General features: G+C 71.5%; 18 protein-coding genes. 5 read left to right on the top strand and 13 right to left on the bottom strand.

Features of this window, described 5'->3' with window-relative positions:
* The first annotated feature begins 87 nt into the window (after window positions 1-87).
* Window positions 88-684 (top strand): hypothetical protein, encoded by a 597-nt coding sequence (locus tag WMF34_RS33970; protein WP_437990413.1) that lies wholly within the window; start codon window positions 88-90, stop codon window positions 682-684.
* 181 nt (window positions 685-865) lie between these two features.
* Here WMF34_RS33970 and WMF34_RS33975 read toward each other — a convergent pair whose 3' ends face one another.
* The 9 genes from WMF34_RS33975 to WMF34_RS34015 form a co-directional block, all read right to left on the bottom strand.
* Window positions 866-1600, bottom strand: coding sequence for a ferritin-like domain-containing protein (locus tag WMF34_RS33975; RefSeq protein WP_437990414.1), 735 nt, complete (start codon window positions 1598-1600; stop codon window positions 866-868).
* Window positions 1597-2265: a hypothetical protein gene (locus tag WMF34_RS33980; RefSeq protein ID WP_437990415.1), complete on the bottom strand. Its 669-nt coding sequence runs from the start codon at window positions 2263-2265 to the stop codon at window positions 1597-1599. The genes WMF34_RS33975 and WMF34_RS33980 overlap by 4 nt, the downstream gene beginning before the upstream one ends.
* A gap of 219 nt (window positions 2266-2484) precedes the next feature.
* Complete coding sequence (locus tag WMF34_RS33985) at window positions 2485-5262, bottom strand: protein kinase domain-containing protein (RefSeq protein WP_437990416.1); 2778 nt, start codon at window positions 5260-5262, stop codon at window positions 2485-2487.
* A gap of 861 nt (window positions 5263-6123) precedes the next feature.
* On the bottom strand, window positions 6124-7380 hold the full coding sequence (locus WMF34_RS33990; protein WP_012239288.1) for an MFS transporter: 1257 nt from the start codon (window positions 7378-7380) through the stop codon (window positions 6124-6126).
* Complete coding sequence (locus tag WMF34_RS33995) at window positions 7377-7787, bottom strand: hypothetical protein (protein ID WP_437990417.1); 411 nt, start codon at window positions 7785-7787, stop codon at window positions 7377-7379. Before WMF34_RS33995 ends, WMF34_RS33990 begins: the two co-directional genes overlap by 4 nt.
* Window positions 7788-7789: 2 nt before the next feature.
* Entirely contained in the window at window positions 7790-8416 is a 627-nt protein-coding gene (locus WMF34_RS34000) for a YdcF family protein (RefSeq protein ID WP_012239290.1), read from the bottom strand.
* A 24-nt stretch (window positions 8417-8440) separates the two neighbouring features.
* Window positions 8441-9607, bottom strand: coding sequence for a DegT/DnrJ/EryC1/StrS family aminotransferase (locus WMF34_RS34005; protein WP_437990418.1), 1167 nt, complete (start codon window positions 9605-9607; stop codon window positions 8441-8443).
* Window positions 9604-10383 carry a WecB/TagA/CpsF family glycosyltransferase gene (locus WMF34_RS34010; RefSeq protein ID WP_437990419.1) on the bottom strand — a complete coding sequence of 260 codons (780 nt, stop codon included), beginning with the start codon at window positions 10381-10383 and terminating at the stop codon, window positions 9604-9606. The genes WMF34_RS34005 and WMF34_RS34010 overlap by 4 nt, the downstream gene beginning before the upstream one ends.
* Entirely contained in the window at window positions 10380-11795 is a 1416-nt protein-coding gene (locus WMF34_RS34015) for a radical SAM protein (RefSeq protein WP_437990420.1), read from the bottom strand. The genes WMF34_RS34010 and WMF34_RS34015 overlap by 4 nt, the downstream gene beginning before the upstream one ends.
* A gap of 152 nt (window positions 11796-11947) precedes the next feature.
* Here WMF34_RS34015 and WMF34_RS34020 point away from each other — a divergent pair, with 152 nt between their 5' ends.
* The gene (locus WMF34_RS34020) at window positions 11948-13213 is read left to right on the top strand and encodes an oligosaccharide flippase family protein (protein WP_012239294.1); all 1266 of its coding nucleotides are present in this window, start codon (window positions 11948-11950) and stop codon (window positions 13211-13213) included.
* A 52-nt stretch (window positions 13214-13265) separates the two neighbouring features.
* On the opposite strand, the gene WMF34_RS34025 is transcribed toward WMF34_RS34020, so the two are convergent.
* The 3 genes from WMF34_RS34025 to WMF34_RS34035 all read right to left on the bottom strand — a co-directional run bounded on the left by WMF34_RS34025 (window position 13266) and on the right by WMF34_RS34035 (window position 16057).
* Window positions 13266-14153: a sugar transferase gene (locus WMF34_RS34025; protein ID WP_437990421.1), complete on the bottom strand. Its 888-nt coding sequence runs from the start codon at window positions 14151-14153 to the stop codon at window positions 13266-13268.
* 61 nt (window positions 14154-14214) lie between these two features.
* Entirely contained in the window at window positions 14215-15012 is a 798-nt protein-coding gene (locus tag WMF34_RS34030; protein ID WP_012239296.1) for an SDR family NAD(P)-dependent oxidoreductase, read from the bottom strand.
* Entirely contained in the window at window positions 15005-16057 is a 1053-nt protein-coding gene (locus WMF34_RS34035) for a radical SAM protein (RefSeq protein ID WP_437990422.1), read from the bottom strand. Before WMF34_RS34035 ends, WMF34_RS34030 begins: the two co-directional genes overlap by 8 nt.
* Before the next feature lie 140 nt (window positions 16058-16197).
* Here WMF34_RS34035 and WMF34_RS34040 point away from each other — a divergent pair, with 140 nt between their 5' ends.
* Window positions 16198-17136 (top strand): UDP-glucuronic acid decarboxylase family protein, encoded by a 939-nt coding sequence (locus tag WMF34_RS34040; RefSeq protein ID WP_012239298.1) that lies wholly within the window; start codon window positions 16198-16200, stop codon window positions 17134-17136.
* A gap of 223 nt (window positions 17137-17359) precedes the next feature.
* On the opposite strand, the gene WMF34_RS34045 is transcribed toward WMF34_RS34040, so the two are convergent.
* Window positions 17360-18307 carry a glycosyltransferase family 2 protein gene (locus WMF34_RS34045; RefSeq protein ID WP_437990423.1) on the bottom strand — a complete coding sequence of 316 codons (948 nt, stop codon included), beginning with the start codon at window positions 18305-18307 and terminating at the stop codon, window positions 17360-17362.
* Window positions 18308-18629: 322 nt separating this feature from the next.
* Between WMF34_RS34045 and WMF34_RS34050 the strand changes: the two genes are divergently transcribed.
* Complete coding sequence (locus WMF34_RS34050; protein WP_437990424.1) at window positions 18630-20267, top strand: hypothetical protein; 1638 nt, start codon at window positions 18630-18632, stop codon at window positions 20265-20267.
* 142 nt (window positions 20268-20409) lie between these two features.
* Window positions 20410-21732, top strand: a complete 1323-nt coding sequence (locus WMF34_RS34055; protein ID WP_437990425.1) for a winged helix DNA-binding domain-containing protein — start codon at window positions 20410-20412, stop codon at window positions 21730-21732.
* Window positions 21733-21793 lie beyond the last annotated feature (61 nt).

The raw sequence follows: 21793 nt of genomic DNA on the forward strand, positions 1-21793 counted from the left end.
GGGGGGGGCGCGACGGCCAGGCCCCCGCATCGATGCCCTGACCCGCTCCTGGCCCGCTCTTGACTCTCCCCCGCGCGGCGTGATGCCATGGTCGAGGGGCGAATCGAGAACGCGATGCGCGACCGCTGGGGTTTCGGCTGCTTCCCTGACAAGGTGTGGATCGCCCGGCGGGTCGATGCGCCGTTGCCGGACGGGGCCAAGGCCCTTCCTGCGCTGGAAGCGACGTGGCAGCTGGAGGCGTGGCTCTCCGACGGCGTCCACGGCAGGGTGCTCCTCGCCGAGATCGGCGAGGCGCTCGGCATTCCGGTGTCGACGGGGCCTTCGTTCGATCCGACGGCGCTCGGAGCGCGGCTGCGGGAGGCGCTGCTCGACGGCCGCCTCCACGCCTACCGGATGCCGTACGTCGCTTCCGGCGCGCGCTTCGCGCCGCCCGAGCCGCTCGAGCGCGACGCGCCAGCGCCTGCGCCCAGGGAGGACAAGACATGGGTCGGGATTCAGCTCATGGACGACGGGGACCCGCCGCAACCTGTCCCGTTCAAGAGATACCGTATCGAGCTGCCGGACCGCTCCGTTCGCGAGGGATTGCTCGATCAAAACGGCCAAGCCGTGATCGTCGGCATCGATGCCGGGACATGTAAGATATCGTTCCCTCAGCTCCACGCGGACGACTGGCGGCCCGCCTAGAGCGGCGGTCACCCGCACAGGAGACGGGTCCAGATCGGCGTTTTCGGCGCGCAAGCGCACTCAAGTGCGCTGAGCACCGAAAACGTCGAGATGGGCCCGTATCCGAAGCGGGTGACCGCCGCTCTAGGCGCACGTCGCCCTCCGGGCACTGGTCTGGCCCCGGATGCTCTTGCGGCTGCGCTCAGCAATCGAAGAAGCGGCGAAGCCCGGGGCGGATGACCTCCTCGATGGTCTCATCGAGCAACACCCGGGCTTTCAGGCCGCTGCACAGCCCGAGCTGCTCCCCGTCCGGCGGGGCGTCGTGGGCCGGTAAGTGCGCGTGCTCGTGCTCCACGAGGTGCCGGAACGCGACGGGCAGGTAGCGCTCGACCGCTTGCCGCTCCGCCGAGGAGAGCTCCGGCGCGACCTGCTCGAGGAGGCGCCAGCCGAAGCGGGCGTGTCCGACCTCGTCGGCGTAGATGCGCGTCAGCAGATCGAGCAGCGGCCCGGGCGGCATCTCCAGCCGCTCCGCGCCGATGAGGGCCACGGCCACCGTCTCGCTCATGCAGCAGATGTGGATCACGTTGCGGAGCGCGGCCGCGCGGGGGGGCGCGTCGCGGTGCAGGGGGAACTCCGGGCGCTCCGGGACGCTCGCGGTCGCCGTCCCGCCGAGGGCCTCCACCACGGCGCCGCAGAGGATCCCGTGGCGGCGCTCCTCGTCGGCAAAGCCCCGGCACGCCTCGACGAGCTCCGGCGGGAAGCTCGCCTCGGCGAGCTGGCCTGCGAGCGCCTCGAACACGGCCGACGACCCGTGCTCGTTCACCATCCGCGCGTGCCAGGTGCGGATCGCCGACGGGAACAGCGCCGCGGGATACCCGCTCACGTCGAAGGTACGCGCGCGCGCCTCGCCGCGGAGATCGAGCGTCGCGGCGTTCATGCGACCTCCGACGGGGCATAGGCGTCGAGCGCCGGCGGGACCGGGGGGCCCCAGGGCGTGCAGAATGTCCGCGTATAGAGCTCCGCCTCGGGAGCGACGACGTCGCCGAAACAGCAGGCGTGCCGGACGGGCTCGGCCTCTCTGTAGGAGATCGCGTCGGCGTCCACGCCCACGATCAGCGCCGTGCAGCAGTTCACGAAGGAGGCGTCTCCAGCGAGGGCCGCCCACTGCTCCTCGGAGATCCCCGTCCCGGGGGCGGGCACGTGCTGCGCCGTGTAGTCGACGCAGCACTCGAGCTCCGCGCGAGGGCGAGCCTCCGTGTCGTCGAGGCTCACCTGCTCGGCGCACGCGAGCCCGGTCGGCATGGGCGGCGCGCCGCCCGCCCCGCCCGCGCCACCCGCGCCGCCCTCGTCAGGCGTCGGAATGACCCCGCTCCCCGTCGAAGGTTCCCCACCGCCGCCGGTCGTCGCACCGACTCCGGTCGTCGCGCCGACTCCGGTCGTCGCCCCGCCGCTGGCCGGGGCCGGGGCGTCCGGCTCCTCCGCCGGGATCTCCTCGTCGGGATCCAGCGGAGACGACTGCCCGCCAGAGACGTAACGTCCGCTGCAGCCCGCCAGGGCGCCACAGGCCAGCGCTCCCAGCGCGACCCTCGCTGCTGCACGCAATGCTGCCCGTCTCGTCTCCTCACGCATAAGCTCTCCTCCAGTAAATAGGCTGTTTGCCGCGGGGCGCGGCGCGGGCCGAGCACTCGGCCCATGTGGACCAGTGTAGGCGCGCGACACGGCGAAGAGAATCTGCATTTTCCGCACACCATTGAACCGAAATTCAGAACAATGGCGCCGCCGGTTCCCATGGCCGGAGCGCGGCACGATGAGCGGGAGCGGTCACTCGACCGGTCGGCAGGCGATCGCCTTCATCCTCGCCCGCGCCTGCTCGGCGGTCACCGAGCGCGGGCTGGCGTTCCCCCAGCGATCGATCACGCTCGCGTAGGCCTCGCACGCGCCGGAGATCTCGCCCATCTGCTCGAGGGCCTGACCGAGGAACCAGAACGAGCGGACGTACCTTACGGGCCAGCCCAGCATATCGCACGTCGTGACCGCCTTGCGAAGCGTGGGGATCGCATGGAGAGGCATGCCCGCGAGGTAAAAGACAGCGCCGACGTCCGCCTGGACCTCTTGCCCGACTTGATTGCTCATCAGCGCGGTCATCGGCAGCACGGGGACGGCCTCCGCCGCCTCCTCGGGGTGCTCGATCCACCGCGCGTAGGCCTGCACCACGGCGGAGCGCGCAGGGTCGGCCGCACCCTGCACGCTCGACGGCGACAGGAGCTCGGCCACCTTCTCCTGGAACTCGGCCCTGGCGATGAGGCCGGCATGCAGCATGACCCGCAAGAGGTCCGGCGAGCCGCCGGCGCAAGCGCTGTAATTGTCAAGACACGTCTTGGCGATGTCCGCTGCCTCGCGCCTGCGATCGGTCTCGAGGCAGACATCGATGAGCGCGCGGACGACATCGGCATGCCCCCTGGAATCCGCGCTGATGTACATGCGCGCCTGCCGTAGCTGTCCCTCGGCCTGCGAGAAATTGCCCTGGATCGCGTTCAGGTTCGACTCATCGAGCAGCGCGGTAAAGCGCCGCTCCTTGTGCGGCAGCGAGACCCGGCTCTGCCGCATCGCCTCGCGGACCGCGTCGAGAGAGCGCCCTTGCGCATAGCTCGACCACGCAAGCCTGCGAAAGATCAGCCGGCCCCTTCCGCTCGTCGTGGGCCGCGTGAGCCACAGGTCCTCCTCGACGTCCGCGCAGCGTCCGAGCGCGCTGTGGTGCTCGCTCCGGATCTCGTAACAGCTGGCCGCCGTGGGCGAGATCGCGAGGCACCGGTCGAGGGCGGCAGCGGAGTCGTTGAAGCTCCCGAGCTGCCACAACGACTGCGCCAGCGTGGCCCATCCCTGCGCGTACTCGGGGTCGATCGCGATGACCCGCCTCGCCGCAGCGACGCTGGTATGGACGTCCGATCGCAGCGCGCACCGCGCGAGGAGGGCCAACAGCTCCGCGTCGCGATCATACGGGTGCCGCGCCGTGAGCGCGGTCAGCCGCTCCGTGCAGCGCGCCGAATCCGCGGGGTCACGGCCGAGCGCGGGCTCCATGGCCGCAAGGAGCGCTCGATCGCGGGGGTCGAGCTCGGCGCTCAGCTCCTCTGCGCGCCGATAGTGATCCCGAGCTTCGGCGGGCTCCGGCGCGTAGATCGCGAGGCGAAGGTGCGCCTCGGCAAAGGAGTCATCGACGGAGATCGCCTGCCGCAGGCCGTCCACCGCCTTGCCCTCGTTGGCATCGCCAGCGGCCTTCAGCGCGGCGCTGTACAGGGCGAGCGCCGTGGAGATGGAGCGCGGCCCGGGAACGGTGGTCGCCCCGACCGGACGAGGCCCTCCGCGCAGCGCGAGCGCCCCAGCGATGACGGCCGCGAGCGCCATGGCGAGGCTGATCTTCCAGGCCGCCGCCCGCAAGCCGAGGCGCCTTTCGGTCGAGCGGAGCTCATCGCGGCGCGCCGCGGCGCCGAGGCGCTCGGTCGCGGCCAGGGGGTCCACCACGTCCCCATCCGCCGCCTCGCCGCCCAGCGCCCTGGGCGGCTCGGAGATGCCCAATGCGGGCGGCTCCGGCGCGCCGAAGCTCGGCGCCGCGCCCTGCGCGAACGGCGCGAGCGCGCGAGCGACCTCGCTCAGGTCGGAGAGCCGAGCCTGGCGGTCCGTCGACAGCAACCGGCCAACCACCCTGGCGAGCTCCCGGGGCACGTCGGGCGCGACCTTCTCCAGCGGGGGAATCGCGCCTGTCACGATGATCTTGAACACCTGGCCGGCGTTGTCGGCCCGGGTCGGGAGCACGCCCGAGAGGCATTCGTAAAGAATGAGGCCGAGCGACCAGTTGTCGGTTCGGTGATCGATCTGTCGGTCTCCGAACGTCTGCTCCGGCGACATGTAACAGGGCGTGCCAAGCCTCGTCCCGCTCTCGGTGAGCCCCGTTGTCTGGGCGTCCTGTCCGCTCGTGGCCGTCAGCTTCGCGATGCCGAAGTCGAGGACCTTGACCCGCTCGCTCGATCCGTCGACAAGGAAGATGTTCTCCGGCTTCAGGTCGCGGTGGACGATGCCCAGCGCGTGCGCCGTCCCGACGGCGGAGATGACCGGCAGGAAGATGGAGGCTACCTCGCCGAGGGGCAGCCTCGGCTCGCGACGCAGCCTGCTCGCGAGCGACTCGCCGGACAGGAGCTCCATGACCATCACCGGCGCCCCGCCCTCGATCTCGACGTCGTGAACCTCGACGACGTTGGGGTGGCGGACGCTGCTCGCGAGCTTCGCCTCGCGCAGCAGGCGCATGCCCACCACGCCGCGCACGGCCCCGCCCTTCACGAACTTGAGCGCGAACGGCTTGCCAGTCAGCGTGTGGCTCGCGGCCCAGATCACGCCCATGCCCCCTTCACCGAGCAGCCGTTCGAGCCGGTACCGGCCGGCGACGACGGCACCTGGACGCCACGTAGGCCGCGCGCGCTCGTCGCCCTCGCCGCGCTTGTCGCCCTCGCCGCGCTCGTCGCCCTCACCCGGCGGAGCGTCTTTTCCCGCAGTGGGTTGGGTCGCCTCGAGGCCCTGCGTCAGGTCCGCTCTCGATGCGATACGCACGGCAGACTACACTACCCGACCGGCCCTCCCTGTCCAGATCGGAAACGAACGCGCCCGACGTGCTGTCAGCTCAACAGGAAGGCGGTAAAGCGAGGACACGTTTGCACGTTTGCACGTTTGCAAGTTTGCAAGTGCAAGATTCTTCCCACATCCCTGCAAAGTTCTCTGGGCAGCGAACAGCACCACGATGCGCCCGACGGCAAATCGCCCCTGCCCTCCTTGTTCAATTTGCCCGCTGAAAATGGCTGCAAGTGAGGGAATTTCTTAGTCTCTCCACAGCTCATCGCGTATGCGTCCCGATCCATCCGCTCGCTCGACGTCTGCCGAGCCATGACGCCGTGGCTCCAAGGACATCGTCATCACCAGATAGCGCGGTCGACCAAAGAGAGGCGTCGGCCATGAGCGGCGGCGTCTTCATCGCGACGCCCTTCGCGCCGCGCGCGCGCTCCTCGCGGGTGCCCGTGCCGGAGGAGGAGAGCGTCAATCCCGGCGGAGCGCTCGAGTGGCTCGTGGCGGCCGAGTCGCGCGTGCGCGGCGCGAAGGGCGTCCGCGGCCTGGTCGTGCGGCCGCCCATCGTCTACGGCGACGGCGGAGGCCCGGTGGCGGGCCTGGTGCAGGGCGCGCGCGCCGCGGGGGTGGCGCGTCCTATCGACGATGGCGAGAACCGCTGGTCCACCGTCCACGTGCGGGATCTGGCGGTGGCCTACGCCCTGAAGCATCCTCTCGAATTTTTTTCGGAAAAATTCACAGGGAGGCGGGGAGACGGGGAGTTGAAATCCCATGAATCTCCCCGCCTCCCCGTCTCCCTGTTCAATTTCTCTTTGTCAGGTGTGCTCCCACAGCCACACATCCATCCCCGCCTCACGGCGAAGCGCCGTCGCTCGCCGCCGCCTCCCCTGCTCGCTTGCTGTCGAGGGCGAGCAGCACGAGATAAGAAAAGGTACAGACAACGAGGCTGCCGAACACGAGCATCGGCAGCGAGTAGGCCAGCCGCTCCAGGCCCACCCCCTCGATCAGCTTGCCGGTGAGGGCCGGGAGGACCATGCCGCCGAGGCTGTCGCCGACCAGCACGAGCCCGGTCACGAACGCCGTCATGGGCACGATCTGCCCCGTGAGCGTGAAGCCGCTGGGCCAGAGCGGCGCCATGAAGAGCCCGAGCCCGAGCGCGACACCCCACAGGAGCGCGCTCGAGGGCGGCAGGAGCAGCATCATCGCGGACAGCACGAGACAGCCGCCCAGCCCCACAGGGATGACCTGGCGCGGCGTGAAGCGGATCGCCACCGGGATCGAGAGCAGCCTCCCGATCGTGAACGAGAGCCAGAACCCCGAGGTGAGGTACGCGGCCCCGGTCGCCGAGACGACGCCCAGCGTGAGGGCATAGGTGTAGATCCAGCTCCCGAACGAGATCTCCCCGCCGACGTAGGCGAACAGGTACAGCACCGCGACGAGCACCGGAAGGAGGGGCAGCGCGCGATCCGCGCCCTTCACCGCGGCGTCCTTCCCGGCCTTTTCCTGAGGCTCGGGACAGTGTCGCATCGAGAGCACGCCCAGGGCGACGAGCGCCGAGAAGGCGGCCACGGCCCAGTACGCCGCGTGGTAACCGCCCCAGGCGCCCGGGACGCGCGCGACAAGGAGCGGCGACAGGAACGCGCCCAGCCCGAAGCAGAAGTGCAGCCCGTTCATGTAAGGGCTGACCTTCTCCCCGTGCGTCCAGAGGAGCAGCGCGTTCGCGCCCGTGTTGACAAGCCCCTCCGCGAGACCCCGGCAGAACGCCACGACCACGAGCAGCCATAACCACGGGATGGCCGGGATGGCAGCGAGACACGCCGCGGCGATCAGGTGCGCTCCCCCGAGCAGGGTGTGCCCGTGCACGCGATCGAACAGCTTGCCTCCCCAGAGCGTACCGAGCGTGTAACCGACCCCCCCGCCGAGGAACAGCGAGCCCATGTCCCCGACGCTGGAGCCCGTCTGCCGCGCCAGGTCCGGCAGGGTCGGCCCGGTGATCGCCGTGATGAGGCCCAGGCAGATGAAGAGCCCGTAGTAGCCGGCCGTCTGGCGCAGCGCCCTGTCGCTCCACCGGCTCGAGACCGGACGCTCCTCCACGGCTGCAGTGCTCATCGCTTCGCTCCTTTTACCCGATGCGGGGACTCATGTTCCGGCCCCGGCGCGGCAGGGGATCCGGGGGGATCGTCGGCGCGCGAGGCGCTGGCCGCGCGCTCCCGCTCGTGCTCGACGCGCCACGACTCGAAGGCCAGCGCCTGGAGCGCGGAGAGGACGAGGACGGAGACGTCGGTGTTGACGTAGAGCCAGATGAACCCGAGCCCGAGGCCGCGCACGAGCAGGGCCACCGCCGCCCCGACGGCGACGTTGCCGCCCCAGAACAGGAGGCCCACGCCCACGCAGCGGATCGCGCGCCGGAGCGCCGGCGGGAGGAGCCCGGCGCGCATCCCCCGGCGGCGCCCCGCCGCGTAGACCACGCAGGACGTGGCGGCGACGACGCCCAGGATGTAGAGCGCGTCGGGCACCGCTACACCTCCCCGCGGAGCCGCGACAGCGCGCGCGCCGCGAGCTCCTGGAGCAGCCGGCCGATCGCCGAGAGGCGCTCCCCCGGGATGTTCGACGCCGGCGACCCCTCCGGGACGGGCGCGGCGAGCACCTCGAAGCCCGCGCGCTCGAAGAGCCGGCGCGCGCGAGCGATGCGGTGCGCGCCGGTGACGAGCAGGATCCTCCTTGCGCCCCTCGGCAGCAGGAGCTCCGCGCTGCGCTGGGCTTCCACCGCGGTCGTCAGCCCGCGCGGCTCCGTGAGCAGGGCCGACGCGGGGACGCCGAGGCGCTGCGCGAGGCGAGCGCGCGACTCGGCCTCGCTGGCCGGCCCGTTGCGGCTGCCGAGCATCAGCACGAGCGGCGCTCGCCCCTCACGGTACAGCGCGACGGCCTCGACGGCGCGCCGGAGCGAATCCTCCGGGAGCCGCCCGTCCGGATCGACGTCCGCGCCGAGGGCGACCACGGCGTCGGCCTGCCCTGCGTCGGGCGCCGACGCCATCCAGCGATCGAGCGGCGCGGCGACCGGGGTGAACGCGGCGACGGCGAAGGCCATGAGCCCGATCACGCCGGCCGCGGTGCTCACGCGGTCCCACGCTCCTTCCCTGCGCATGGCGTCGGATCCCTGGAGCCGCCCCTACGTGGCGCCCAGGAGCGCGGGCCTCGAGGAGCGCGCGGACAGCCGCCGCGCCTCCAGCTCCTCCGCGACGCCGTGGATGGCGGCCTCGACGCGCTCGAGCGTCTCCTCGCTCATCCGGCCGTGCAGGGGCAGGCAGACCTGGCCCGCGCAGAGCCGGTCCGTGTTCGGGAGGACGAGGCCCGCGGGGGAGCAGTCCAGCGCGTGCAGGGGCGGGTAGAAATACCGGCGCGCCTCGACGCCGCGCCGCGCGAAGGCCGCGATGACGTCGTCGATCGGGGCGTCGATCAGCCCGACGCCGAGGTTCTGCCCGTTGGGGTTCACGCCCGGCGGGATGCGCTGGGTGCGGTACAGCTGCGGGTGCCGCGACAGGGCCGCGCGCAGCCGGTCGAGGTACGTCCGCCTGCGGGCCAGCGCCTCCGGGAGCCGGCGGAGCGACGAGAGCGCCAGGGCGGCGCGCAGCTCGTCCAGCTTGGCGTTCATCCCCGGGACCGACGCCGAGAGCGGCTGCGCGAGCCCGTGGTTGCGCAGCCGGCGCATCGCCGCGCTCACCTCGCGGTCCGGCGAGACGACAACGCCGCCCTCCGCGGCAACGAGGACCTTGGTGGCGTGCAGCGAGTAGGTCGTCGCGGTGAGGAGCGCCTCGGCCTCCCGGCTCGCGGTCTCGGTGCCCATGCCGTGCGCGTTGTCGTAGATCACGGCCGCGCCCGCGCCGCGGGCCTCGCGCGCGATGGCGGCCAGATCGGGCGGGACGCCGAACACGTTGACCGGGAGGACCAACGTCGCGCCGTGCTCCGCGAGCAGGCGGCGCAGGTGCCCCGGATCCAGCGTCCAGGTCTCCGGGTCGATGTCGCAGAAGACCGGCTCGAAGCCCGCGTGCACCGCGGCGTTGAGCGTCGCGATGAAGGTGAAGGCCGGGAGGATCGCCTTGCCCCGCCGCACCGCCGCGGCCTCGATGGCGAGGCTGATCGCGACGGCGCCGTTCGAGACGGCCACGGCCTCCTCGACGCCGAGGAACGCCGCGATCGCCCGCTCGAAGCCCTCGGCGAGCGGGCCGCCGTTGCTGAGCCGCCCCGAGCGCAGGACGTCGGCGATCTGCGCCGCGATCGCGTCCGGCTCGTCCACCTGCGGCGAGACCATGGGGATGAAGGGTCGCTGGTCGCTCATGCTTGTCTCTCCGGGCGAAGGCGCTGGTGGACGACGCGGCCGATGAACTCCGGGATGCCGAGCAGGTACCGCCGCCAGAGCCGCCGCGGCTCGACCGCCAGGCGGTAGAGCCACTGGACGTGGCTCCGGCGCACCCACTCGGGCGGGTACGCGACGGCGCCCGCCACCTGATCCAGCAGCCCCCCCATACACCAGGTGGCGCGCACCTGGAGCGCCGCGAGGTGCTGGCTCACCCAGAGCTCCTGCTTGGGCGGGCCGAGGCCGACGATGAGCAACGCGGCGCCCGACCCGTTGATCTGCCGGACCACCGCCGCCTCCTCCTCGGGGGCGAAGTACCCGTGGTGAACGCCGGCGATCCGGAGCCCCGGGCGCTCCGCGACCAGGCGGCGCGCGACCTCGTCGGCGATCCCGGGCGCGCCGCCGAGCAGGAAGACCGACGCCCCGCGCTCGGCGCAGAGGTCGACGATCCGGCCCAGCTCGATCGGGCCCACGTTGATCCGCTCCGGGCACGGCCCGCCCAGCAGGCGCGCCGCCCAGACCACCCCGATGCCGTCGGCGTACACGACGTCGGCCCGGGAAACGGAGGCGCGGTACGGCGACTCGCGCGCCGCCAGCGTGGCGCAGTACGCGTTGACGTAGGTGTAGTAGTCGGGCCTCTCGCGCTCCGCCCGCAAGGCCTCGTCCAGGCGGCGCAGCAGCTGCTCGAAGGAGAGCCGCGCGACGGGGACGCCGAGGACGTCGACCCGGGGCGCGATCGAGGGCGCAGCGACGGTCATGCCTCTCCCCTGGCCGGCGCCACCTTGTCCTGCGCGCTGATGAACGCGCGAGGATCGCTGACCGGGGCGCGATCGAGGACGGGCCGCGCCTCGTCGGTGCCGAACATCGCGACGTAGTCGCCGTGGAACCCGTCGCAGATGTCGCGGAGCGCGCAGCGCTGGCACCCCGCGCCCTTCTGGTAGCCGTTGTGCTCGACGCGGTTCAGCGCGTCGTGGCGGTAGGCGGCGTCGCGATCCCCGCGGCGGCGGAAGAGCCGGTAGGACAGCCCTTCCAGCTTCCTCATCACGGGGCCGAGCCGCGGGTCCGTGTCGGCGCGGAGCATCCGGCCCCGGAGGTCGATCGCGTCCGCCAGGCGGAGGAGCGGCTGCCGGAGCCGGCCGAGGCGCGGCCGTGCGCCGAGCGGGACGGGCGGCGACACCGCGCCGGCCCGCATCCGCTGCGGGCCCTTGTTGGTCCACGTCCAGCTCGCGAAATCCCACTCGTGCGGGTCGTACGAGAGCTGCTGGTAGTTGTACACCGACGGCCAGTGGCGCTCGGGGACGATGCAGTGGGGCAGGTACCGGACGTTCGCCTCCACGCCGGCCTGCGCGAGCACGTCCAGGGCCTCGTCGAGCGGGCCCCGCAGGTCGCCATAACGAGGCACGTTCTCCGCGGTGCGGGCGCCTTCCTTGCGCTGATCCGCGAACGGGTTGAAGGCGAGGAAGTTGACGGCGCGCGCCCCCAGCTCCACCGAGAGCCTCGCGATCGCCGGGAGCTGCGGCACCGCGAGCTTCGACATCACGCAGTTCACGCGGAACGGCACGTCGAGCGCGATGAGGTGGTTCAGCGCGCGCATCTGGCGCACGTGCGCGCCGCTCACGCCCACGGCCAGGTCGTGCGCCTTGCCGAGCCCCTGGACGCTGACAAGGAAGTCGGCGACGCCGGAGTCCTTGAACTGCTGCGCCTTGTCGCGCTTGTCGAGCACCAGCGCGTTCGTGATGAGCGTCGGCGCGAGGCCGATCCCGGCGCAGTACCGGATGAGCGCATGGATGTCGCGCCAGATGGTCGGCTCGCCGCCCTGGATGTCGATCGCGTCGTTCCCGTAGAACTCGACGAGGGTCCGGCAGATCTCCTGCGCCTTCTCCAGCGACATGAACGGGTGCTCGGGGTGCTCCTTGTCCTCGATCCGATCGAGGAAGTAGCAGAAGTGGCAGCGCAGGTTGCACGTCTGCCCGAGCCACAGCACGCCGCGGCGCGTGAGCTCCCGGGTCCGGCCGTGGGGCCGCGGCGCGGCGGCCGGGCGCGTGGCCGGCACCGCCAGGGCGCGGGCTCGCTCGAGCAGGATCTCCGGCGGCTCGATGTCCGCCGAGACCAGCGACTCCTTTCGCCTGAGCTGCACCAACGAAACGTTGCCATCCGTGCTGGTCTTCACGTGGTCCTCTCCTCGATTGGATCCTTCACGTGAGGCGCGGCGCCCCGCCGCTCCACGTGACCGCTGACGGGAAGTTGAACCGCACCGCGATCGGGGCGATAGGGGAGCGGCATGCGCGCGCGGCGACCTCCGGAGAAGGATCTCCTCCATCCATGACGTCGTCGGCGCTCCGCGAGGACGCCCCGCCGCCGGCGAGGCGAAGCGTCTCGGGCAGCATGGCGCTGAAGACCGCGAGCGATCTCGTCTCGCGCGGCGTCCGCATGCTCCTCGCCGTCGTCGCCGCGCGGCTCCTGGGGCCCGCGGGCTTCGGCGACTACAGCTACGCCTTCGCCGTGGGCTTCCTGCTCGGCGAGCTCGCGGACCTCGGCCTGCACCTGTTCATCGCGCGCGAGGTGGCCCGCGATCCCGGCGCGCCCATCGGCGCGCTCGTGCGCCTCAAGCTCGCCGTGACGCTGGCCGCCGGCGCCGTCGGCCTCGTGGTCGGCCTCCTCGCGGGCGCGGCCTCGCCACGCCGGACGCTCGTGTGGCTGCTGACGGCCGCCTGGCTGATGGCCTCGTTCGTCGAGATGCTCAACCAGGTGTTCCGCGGGCACCAGCGGATGGAGCGCGAGGTGGCGGTCGCGGTCACCATGGCCATCACGTCCTTCGGGCTGGGGACGGGCGCGCTGCTCTCGGGGCTCGGCGCGCTCGGCCTGGCGTGGGCCCTCGTCGCGGGCCACCTGGTCGCCCTCGCGCTGGCCCTGGCCCTCGCCGCCCAGCTCCTCGATCGCCGGCAGTGGTCCAGCGAGGGCGCGGCGCTGCCGCAGGGCTTCCTCCGTGAGGCCGGGCCGCTCGCGGTGGTGATGCTCGCCAGCCCCCTCTACTTCCAGCTCGATCTCCTGATGCTGGGCTGGATGAGCACCCCCCACGCGGTCGGCGACATGAGCGCGGTCCAGCGCATGATCGGCGGCGCCATGATGCTGCCGGGCGTCGTGCGCGCGGCGGTCTTCCCCGCCTTCGTCGCCAGCCGCTCCGCGAGTGCCCGGAGGCGCCTCGCCACGCTCACCTTCGTCGGGCTCATGGCCGCGGGCGCGCTCATGAGCGCCGTTGTGTGGTGGATGGGCGGGCCGCTCGTCCGGCTCGTGTTCGGCCCCGACTACGCGAGCGCCGTGCTGCCGCTGCAGCTCCTGACCACGGCGCTCGTGTGGATGGTGCCGGAGCTCGCCATCGGCCCGATGCTCTTCGCCGCGGGCCAGCAGCGCCCGTACGCGGCCCTCTGGACGGCCACCGTGCTCCTCATCGCGGCCGGGGACCTGTGGGCGGTGCCCGCGCACGGCGCCGCCGGCGCGGCCGCGGTGAAGCTCGTCGTCACGCTCGGCCTGGTGGCCGGCGAGGTGATCGTCCTCTTTCGCGTCAGGGACCACCTCGGGGCCTCCTGAGCGGCCGGGGAGCGGTCCTTTCACGGCGTCGTCGATCGCCCGGCGCACGGCGTCAGTAGCTCCCCACGCCGAAGAGCATGCGCAGCGGCGTGATCGCCATGATCTTCAGGTCGCCCCAGAAGCTGGCGTTCGCCAGGTAGTAGATGTCGAGGATGACGCTCTGGTCGAAGGTCACCTGGTTGCGCGCCACGACCTGCCACAGGCCGGTGATCCCGGGCCGGCCTTCGGTCCGGAGGCGGTGCCACGGCTTGAGCGCGTCGAACTCCGCCATCGGATAGGGCCTCGGCCCCACGAGGGCCATCTCGCCCGTGAGGACGTGGAGGAGCTGGGGGATCTCGTCGAGGCACAGCCAGCGCAGGACGCCGCCCAGCCGCGTGACGCGCGGATCCCTCGGGTCCTTGGGGATGACGACCCCGTCGTCGCGCACGAAGCCGGGGATCTCGCCGCGGATGACCGAGAGCCGCGCGGCGTCGCCCCTGTCCTCGCCGTCCCGGCGCTGCGTCCGCATCGTCCGGTACTTGAAGAACCGGAACGGCTTCCCGCGCAGCCCTGCGCGCGGGGCGATGTGGAACGGCCCGCCCGGGGACTCGAGGTGGATCAGCAGCGCGATCGTCAGCCACAGCGGCGCGCCCCCGAGCAGCACCGACAGGGCCACGAGCCTCTCGACGGCCCGGGTGGCCGCGGCGTCGAGGCCGCCCCGCTCGCCCGAGCCGAACCGGACCACCGGGAGCCCGTCCGCGGTCCGCTCCGACAGGCCGAGGCGCTCCGCGAGCCACTCGAGGTCCCGCGAGGCGATCGCGACCGCCTGCCCCCGCCCGCGCGCCTGCCGCAACACCTCCCCCACCGCGTCGAGGCCCTCGACGACGACGGGCGCGCCCGGATCGAGCGGAGGAGGCGGCGCGGTTGCACCCTGAGGGAAGGACGTCGTTGCACAGGTCAAGAAAACCTCCTGGTGGTCTCCGGTCCGGCGTCGCGGCGGTCCCCCGCCCTGCCGTCTCGCCTCAGCCCTCTCTCAGCTGCTCCCCGAACGCCCGGCGCGTCCGCCACCGCGCCCACGCCGGAAAGAGCTCCCCCACCACGCTGCGGAGGCGGAGCCGCAGCGGAGCGCCGCCCTGCGCCCGCGGCGCGCGCCAGAGCGCGGCCACGCTCTCGGCGACCCGCTCCACCGGGACGCCGCCGTCGTGCGGCCGGGACACCGAGCCCCGGCGCCGCCGCTCGTCCTCGTGCAGGCCCGTGTCCACCCACCCGGGGTGCACCTGGGAGACCCGGATCCCCCGGGGCGCGAGCTCGAGCTCGAGCGCGTCGCTCAGCCCGCGGACGGCGAACTTCGTGGCGCAGTAGACGCTCTTCATGGGCACGGCGCGGAACGAGACCTCGGAGCCGACGTTGATGATGTGGCCGCCGCCGTCCCCCATCGCCTGCGCCGCGTGCCGGCATCCCAGGATGACGCCGAGGAGGTTGGTGCGGACGATCGCCTCGACCTCCTCGAGCGCCATCTCGTCGAGGCGCCCGTAGCCCTCCCGGGCGGCGTTGTTGACGACGACGTCGATCCCGCCGAGGAACGCGCGCGCCGCGCCGAAGAAGGCGCGCTGGGAGGCGTCGTCGCCGACGTCCACCGCGCCCGTGCCGAGCCGGCCAGCGCCCTCGGGCGCGGCGCCCTGCTGCAACGCGAGGAGCGCGCGCTCGTCCCGCGCGCCGGCGAACACCCGGTGCCCCTCCGCGAGCGCGCGCGCGACGATGGCCCGCCCGATCCCGCGCGAGCCGCCGAGCACGACGATGGCGAGCGTCCGCTCAGGCACGCGCGACCCGCGCCAGCAGATCTCGCCCCAGGCTGCGCGCGAGGAGCCGCTCGCTGCTCACGAGGTGCTGCTGGTTGAGCCACGGCGCCGCGCAGGCGAAGCACCCGTGATCGCGCAGGTGCTCCCACGCGGCCCGGACGCCGACCTCGAGCACGCTCCTGGCGGGGAAGTCCGCGAGCCGCTGGTTGCACGGGTACATGCGGCCGTCGCCGTCGATGAAGGCGTAGTACCGGCCCGCGCTGCACGGCAGGTACTCGAAGCGCTCCCGCTGCTCCTCGCGGGTGACGCGATCCCCGCCGTGGTGCTGCCACCAGCGCGCCATGTTCTCCCAGACGCGCTCGCGGAAGACCATCGGCGCCCCCCGGCGCTTGTGATCGAGCAGCGCGTCCGCCAGGGCCTGCCGCTCGCCCGCGTCGAGGGAGTTGTCGCCGTGCATGCGCAGCTGCCGATCGGACTGCGGGGCGTAGGTCATGACGACCTCGAGCCGCGCGCCGAAGCGGCCCGCCAGCTCGAGGAGCCAGGGCACCTGGTCCTTGTTCCGGCGGTTCAGCACCGCCTTCACGATGCGCGGAATGCCGCGCGCCTGGCACGCCTCGAGCGCGGCCATGGCCACGGCGAAGGTCCCCTGACCGCGGTTCAGATCGTTAATCGGCTCCGGACCGTCGACGCTCACGACGATCGAGCTCAGGCTGGCGAGCTCATCCACGCGCTCCTTGACGCGGAATCCGCTGGTGACCATTCCCACCGAGATCCCTCGGCTCACCGCCCGCTCGACGATGCGGCCAATGGATTTGTGCAGCATCGGCTCGCCGCCCGTGAGCGTCAGGACCGCCGTCCCCAGCGCCGCCGCCTCGTCCACGATCGCGAACAGCTGCTCGACCTTGAGCTGTCCGATGTCGTCGTGCCGGTGGTGGTAGTCGCCGTAGCAGTACTCGCAGCTCAGGTGGCATCGGTTGGTGACGCACACATCCACCCAGATGGGACGCGCTTCGCGGGAGAGCTTTGCGCGGACGAGCGAGCCCAGGTAACGAGGTGAGCGGTGCACGCGCTGCATGATAAGGAACTCGCCTCCAGATGTCATCCGGTCTTTGTAATACCTATTTCCTATGGTAAGGAGAAATCGACCAATCACGGCGCCACGGCCCAGAGCTTTACCGAACAGCGCGTCAAGGAGGTATTTTTCCGATGAGTGCGAGCAAGCGAATCCTGGTCACGGGTGGGGCTGGTTTCCTCGGGTCGCACCTCTGCGCGCGGCTCCTGGCCGACGGGCACCACGTGATCTGCGTCGACAGCATGGTGACGGGGCGTGACGAGAACCTCGGGCCGCTGCTGAAGAACCCGCGGTTCGAGCTGCACCGCTGCGACGTGAGCGAGCCGCTCCGCTTCGAGGTCGACCAGATCTACAACATGGCCTGCGCGGCGTCGCCCGTGAAGTACCGGGCTGATCCGGTGCACACGCTCAACACGAACGTGTTCGGCGCGATCAACGTCCTCCGCCTGGCGCAGGAGCTGGGGGCCCGGGTCCTGCAGGCCTCCACCTCCGAGGTCTATGGCGACGCGCTCGTTCATCCGCAGCACGAGGACTACTGGGGGAACGTCAACCCCATCGGGCCTCGGGCCTGTTACGACGAGAGCAAGCGGGTCGCGGAGACGTACTTCTGGGAGTACCGCCAGACCCGCAACGTCGATACCGTCATCGTGCGCATTTTCAATACCTATGGCCCGAACATGGACCGGAACGACGGCCGGGTCATCGCCAACTTCGTGGTGAAGGCGCTGCGCGGCGAGGCGCTGGAGCTGTACGGCGGAGGCCACCGCACGCGCTCGTTCTGCTTCGTCAGCGACCTCATCGAGGGGCTGGTCCGCGTGATGAACGCCAAGGACCTGACCGGACCGGTCAACCTCGGGAATCCGGCCGAGACGAGGATGCAGGACCTCGCCGAGCTCATCATCCGCAAGACCGGCGGGCGCGCGAAGCTGACGATGAGCGATGCCCTCATCGACGATCCCCAGCGGCGCAGGCCCGACATCTCCCGGGCCACCGAGCTGCTCGGCTGGCGTCCGGTGGTGGATCTCGACTCGGGCCTCGATCGCACGATCGACTGGTTCCGCCCGCGCGTCTGACGTCCGGCGATGCGCGCGGGGAGCCTTCGTGGGACACGGGATCGGCCGTACGAACACCGATCACGTGGATCGAGCGTGAAATAAACCGCCAAGAGCGCCAAGAGCGCCAAGAACAAAGAAAATATCTTGGCGTCCTTGGCGCCCTTGGCGGTTCGAAATTCTGCTCTTTTCTGGCGGGTTTGAACCGTTTGCCGCCCTGGAGGCGCCCTGCCGGGACGGGCGCTCAGCCGCCCTTCGACGGGAGGCGGCCGGAGGTGGCCATGACGCGCCCGCCGCGGCCGGCGCTGACGTCCGCCAGGATGCGGTCGCGCTGCGCCCGGATCCGCTCTCCGAGCACGCGGTGGATCGCAGCCCTGAGGGCCATCCCTCCGAGCCCGCGCGTGACCGCGAAAGGCCCCGGCGCCGATCTCAGCCGGTCCAGGAGGATCCTCGGCGCCGTCTGCGCCGAGAGCAGGCGGGCGCCGTCGCGCCGGTAGAGCTCCGGGTAGCTCGAGCGGAGCTGCTCTCTCGCGGCGGCATTGCGCGCCAGCGCGCGGACCACGTCGGCCATGCTGTCCACCTCGAAGTGGATGGGCGCCTCGGGGACCACGACCAGCGCGTCGCCGGCGACGAGCGCCGTGAGCCACGAGTCCTCGGTCACGAGGTCGACGGGGAGCCGAGGGAGCGCCCCGGCAGGCAGGAGCCCACGATCGGCCATCACCGCGCCCAGCCGATCGCGATCGATGGCATAGAGGCGACCGGAGATGTAGTCCTGACCGAGGCTGGTCGTCAGCAGGCGGAGGACGGTGCCGAGCGGCGGCGGCGGCGCCCCGCGCGGCTGCTCGAAGGCCGCGGCGACGGCGGCGCGCGGAGAGCGCTCGAGGGCGCGCAGCAGGGCCGAGATGGAGCCCTCGGCGGGGCGCACGTCCGCGTCCGTGAACACGAGGCGACGGTTGCGCGCCCGGGCCACGAGGGCGTTCCATGCGTTGTTCTTTCCGAGCTCGCTCTCGATGACGGCGAGCCGCGGCTCCCGCCCCCGGAACGCCTCGACGACGCGCTCGGTGCCGTCCGTGCACCCGTTGAGACAGACGAGGATCTCGTCCACCTCGGGGCCGAGCCGCGACAGCTCGGTGAGGGTCGCCTCGATGGTGCGGACTTCGTTGTACGCCGGCAGGCAGATGCTGGCAGCCATCGACTCCGACGCATACCACCACGCCGGCTCGGGTGTCACGCGGCGCGCGACGCGCGGGATGGCCGCCCAGGAACTGACGATGCCGGCGATGCCGACGATGCCGACGATGCCGACGATGCCGGCGATGTCGACGACGCTGACGCACCCGCATCCATTGCACGAATTTTATGCTTGGGTAAGTCTACTGATTATGTTAGCGTCGGAACAACCCCGCGTGACTACAAAGTCCGCCGGAGGTTCGCGCCGTCGCGCTGGTTTCGCGCCTGACGTCATCGTGATCCTTGGGTGTGCCGGTCCAGGTGCGGCGCTGAAGGGAGAGCTCATGCACAGGCTTGTTGCGTTCGTGCTCGCTGGCACGGTGCTTCTGGGGGCCTCGCCGCCGGCGCATGCGAAGCGCCCGGTCCTCGCCGAGGGCTCGCCGATGCACGGCACCAATGGGATGAATGTGGGGCCGGATGGTCGGCTGTACGTCGCGAGCTTCCTTGGCAATGAGATCGCCATCGTGAACCGCAAGAGCGGAGCCATCGTGGATCGGCTCGACGCGTCGGACGGGATCGATGGCCCGGACGACCTCACGTTCGGCCCGGATGGCTCGCTCTACTGGACCTCGCTCATCCCTGGCAATGTCGTGCGGCACGCGCCGTCCGGCGCGATCACCCAGCAGTTCGTCGCGCCGGGGGTCAACCCCATCACGTTCTCCGATACGGGGCGGCTCTTCGTGGCGCTCGACTTCTTCGGTGACGGGCTCTACGAGGTCGATCCGGAGCTGTCGGCTCCGCCGCGCCACATCGCGAGCAACCTCGGCTTCCTGAACGGCATGGACTGGGGGCCCGACGGCAGGTTGTACGGGCCGATCTGGACGCAAGGCAGGGTGATCAGCATCGATGTGGACTCCTGCACCGGCGCGGTCGACCCGGAGGTGGAGTGCGACCTCCAGACGGTCGCGGACGGCTTCGTCATCCCCGCGGCGGCCAAGTTCGACGGGCTCGGCCGGCTCCACGTGGTCGATCAGAACGGCGAGGTGGTGCGGATCGACATCGAGACGGGCGAGAAGGAGGTCATCGCGGAGCTCACGCCGGGGCTCGACAACCTCGCCTTCGACCCGCAGGGCAATCTCTACGTGTCGAGCGCCAGCGACGGCTTCATCGTCCGGATCAGGCCGAACGGCCAGGAGCGCACGATCATGCCCGGCGGCATGATCATGCCCGGCGGCGTGGCCGTCACGACCGAAGGATGTGCCGAGTCGGTCTATGTGGCCGATCTGTCGTCGCTGCGGAAGTTCGATGGAGACACGGGCGCTCCGCTGGGCGTCGAGCGGTCGTTCCTCGGCCAATCGGAGTTTCACGCGCCTGCCACGGTGTCGGCGGACGGCCCGAATTTGATCTTGACCGCGTGGTTCAGCAGCGTGGTTCAGACCTACGACCCGGCGACGGCGACGGTCCTCGAGACGTACAGCAACTTCGTCTCGCCGCTCAACGCGGTCCGGTTCCAGGGAGATCTCGTGGTGGCCGAGCTCGGCGCGGGGCCTGGCGCAGCGCGCGTCGCCCGCCAGACGGGCGGCGGCCCCGTGACGCTCGCGCCGATGACCGTGCCCTCGGGCCTCGCGGTGTCGGGAGGCGACCTCTGGGCCGCCGACTGGGCCACGGGCCAGATCCTCCAGGTGGCGGCGGGGGGCGTGACGCTCTCTCCGCCGCTCGTGGTGGCCGACGGCCTGGATCAGCCGGAGGGGATGGCCGTCGATCTGGACGGCACCCTGCTCGTCGTGGAGGTCGGAAAGCGCCGCCTGCTGCGCGTGGACCCGTCGACGGGGGACACCTGGGTCGTGAAAAAGCACCTCAAGGTGGGGCTCGACGCAGTGACGGGGACGGTGCCGACCTATGCATTGAGCAGCGTCGCCGTGGGCCCGTCAGGGACGATCTATGTCTCTGGCGACAAGGACAACGTGCTCTATCGATTCTGACCCAATCGCGACGAGGCGGCGCTGTTCTCGTTCGCCCTCACCCCCTGAATCCGGATGTGAGGCGCGCGACCTGCTGCGCTGGCCAGGAGCAGCGGGCGGCCCATAGAGGATGAGCCCCGTTTCGCGTAAGCTCGCGGGCTGCATGACCGTCCCGACGCTGACACGAAGAGACCTCAACCGGGCCACGCTCGCGCGGCAGATGCTGCTCGCGCGGGAGCAAACGTCGGTCGTCCACGGGATCGAGCGGCTGATCGCCCTCCAGGCCCAGCTGGCGCGGCCGCCTTTCATCGGGCTCTGGTCGCGGCTGGCGGCGTTCCGGCGCGAAGAGCTCGTCCAGCTCGTCGTGCGCCGCGAGGTCGTCCGGGCGCCGTTCCTGCGCGGCACGCTGCACCTCGTGAGCGCAAGGGACTACCTGGATCTGCACCCGGTCATCGCGCCGGTGCTCCACGCCGCGACGCGGTCGGTCCTCCGCGAGCGCGCGGACGCCCTCGACATCGCTCGGCTGGTCGCCCTGGCGCGCGCGTACTTCGACGCGGAGCCGCGGACCATGGACGAGCTGCGCGATCACCTGGCCGAGCTCCACGCCGGCGGCGACGTGCGGGCCATGGCCCTCGCGGTTCGCATGCACCTGCCGGTCGTCCAGGTGCCCGGCGAGACCCCATGGGGATACCCGGGAACGGCGGACTTCGCCCCGGCGGCGTCCTGGCTCGGCAAGCCGCTCCGCGACGGCGGCGCGCCGCAGGCGCTCGTGCTCCGTTACCTCGCGTCGTTCGGCCCGGCGACAGCGACCGATGTGCAAACGTGGTCCGGCCTGACCCGCGTCAAGGAGGTGCTCAACGCTTTGCGAGAGCAGCTCTCCGTGTTCCGCGACGAGCGAGGCCGGGAGCTCTTCGACCTGCCCGACGCGCCGCGGCCGCCCGCGGACACCGCCGCGCCGGCGCGGTTTCTCCCCGATTACGACAATCTCCTGCTCGCGCACGACGACCGCACGCGGGTCATCGCGGACGAGCATCGCCCGCGGATCGTCATGTCCGCCAACCTGCGCATCCTGCCGACGTTCCTCGTGGACGGGTTCGTGGCCGGCACATGGACGATCGAGCGGAAGAAGGCCACGGCCGCGCTCGTGCTCGAGCCGTTCGAGGCGCTTGGCAAGGCGGCGCGCGAGCAGCTCGCCGAGGAAGGGGAGGCGCTCCTCCGATTCATGGAGGAGGACGCCGGCGCGTTCGAGGTGCGCTTCGGGAAGGCGGGAGCCGCGAAGGCGCCTGCCGCGCGAGCGAAGGCGAAGAGCGACGGAGCCGCCAAGGCGCCTGCGGCGGGGGTAAAGGCGAAGAGCGGCGGAGCCGCCAAGGCGCCTGCGGCGCGGGCTAAAGGCGGGGGTGCAGCGAAGGCGCCTGCGGCGCGGGCGAAGGCGAAGAGCGGCGGAGCCGCCAAGGCGCCTGCGGCGCGGGCGAAGACCACGAGATGAGGCCGCCAGCTGCCCCCCTCATTTTAGTGGCATTGTGGCGAGAGAATTAGAAAGCAGGGAG

Origin of the sequence: Sorangium sp. So ce145, from assembly GCF_051525985.1 — a bacterium.
Classification (GTDB): domain Bacteria; phylum Myxococcota_A; class Polyangia; order Polyangiales; family Polyangiaceae; genus Sorangium; species Sorangium cellulosum_B.

Excerpts from the sequence above, each read along its gene's own strand:
- WMF34_RS33970 (WP_437990413.1), top strand. The coding sequence starts at position 88 with ATGGTCGAGGGGCGAATCGAGAACGCGATGCGCGACCGCTGGGGTTTC.
- WMF34_RS33975 (WP_437990414.1), bottom strand. The coding sequence starts at position 1,600 with ATGAACGCCGCGACGCTCGATCTCCGCGGCGAGGCGCGCGCGCGTACC.
- WMF34_RS33990 (WP_012239288.1), bottom strand. The coding sequence starts at position 7,380 with ATGAGCACTGCAGCCGTGGAGGAGCGTCCGGTCTCGAGCCGGTGGAGC.
- WMF34_RS34000 (WP_012239290.1), bottom strand. The coding sequence starts at position 8,416 with ATGCGCAGGGAAGGAGCGTGGGACCGCGTGAGCACCGCGGCCGGCGTG.
- WMF34_RS34005 (WP_437990418.1), bottom strand. The coding sequence starts at position 9,607 with ATGAGCGACCAGCGACCCTTCATCCCCATGGTCTCGCCGCAGGTGGAC.
- WMF34_RS34010 (WP_437990419.1), bottom strand. The coding sequence starts at position 10,383 with ATGACCGTCGCTGCGCCCTCGATCGCGCCCCGGGTCGACGTCCTCGGC.
- WMF34_RS34020 (WP_012239294.1), top strand. The coding sequence starts at position 11,948 with ATGACGTCGTCGGCGCTCCGCGAGGACGCCCCGCCGCCGGCGAGGCGA.
- WMF34_RS34040 (WP_012239298.1), top strand. The coding sequence starts at position 16,198 with ATGAGTGCGAGCAAGCGAATCCTGGTCACGGGTGGGGCTGGTTTCCTC.
- WMF34_RS34045 (WP_437990423.1), bottom strand. The coding sequence starts at position 18,307 with ATGGCTGCCAGCATCTGCCTGCCGGCGTACAACGAAGTCCGCACCATC.
- WMF34_RS34050 (WP_437990424.1), top strand. The coding sequence starts at position 18,630 with ATGCACAGGCTTGTTGCGTTCGTGCTCGCTGGCACGGTGCTTCTGGGG.
- WMF34_RS34055 (WP_437990425.1), top strand. The coding sequence starts at position 20,410 with ATGACCGTCCCGACGCTGACACGAAGAGACCTCAACCGGGCCACGCTC.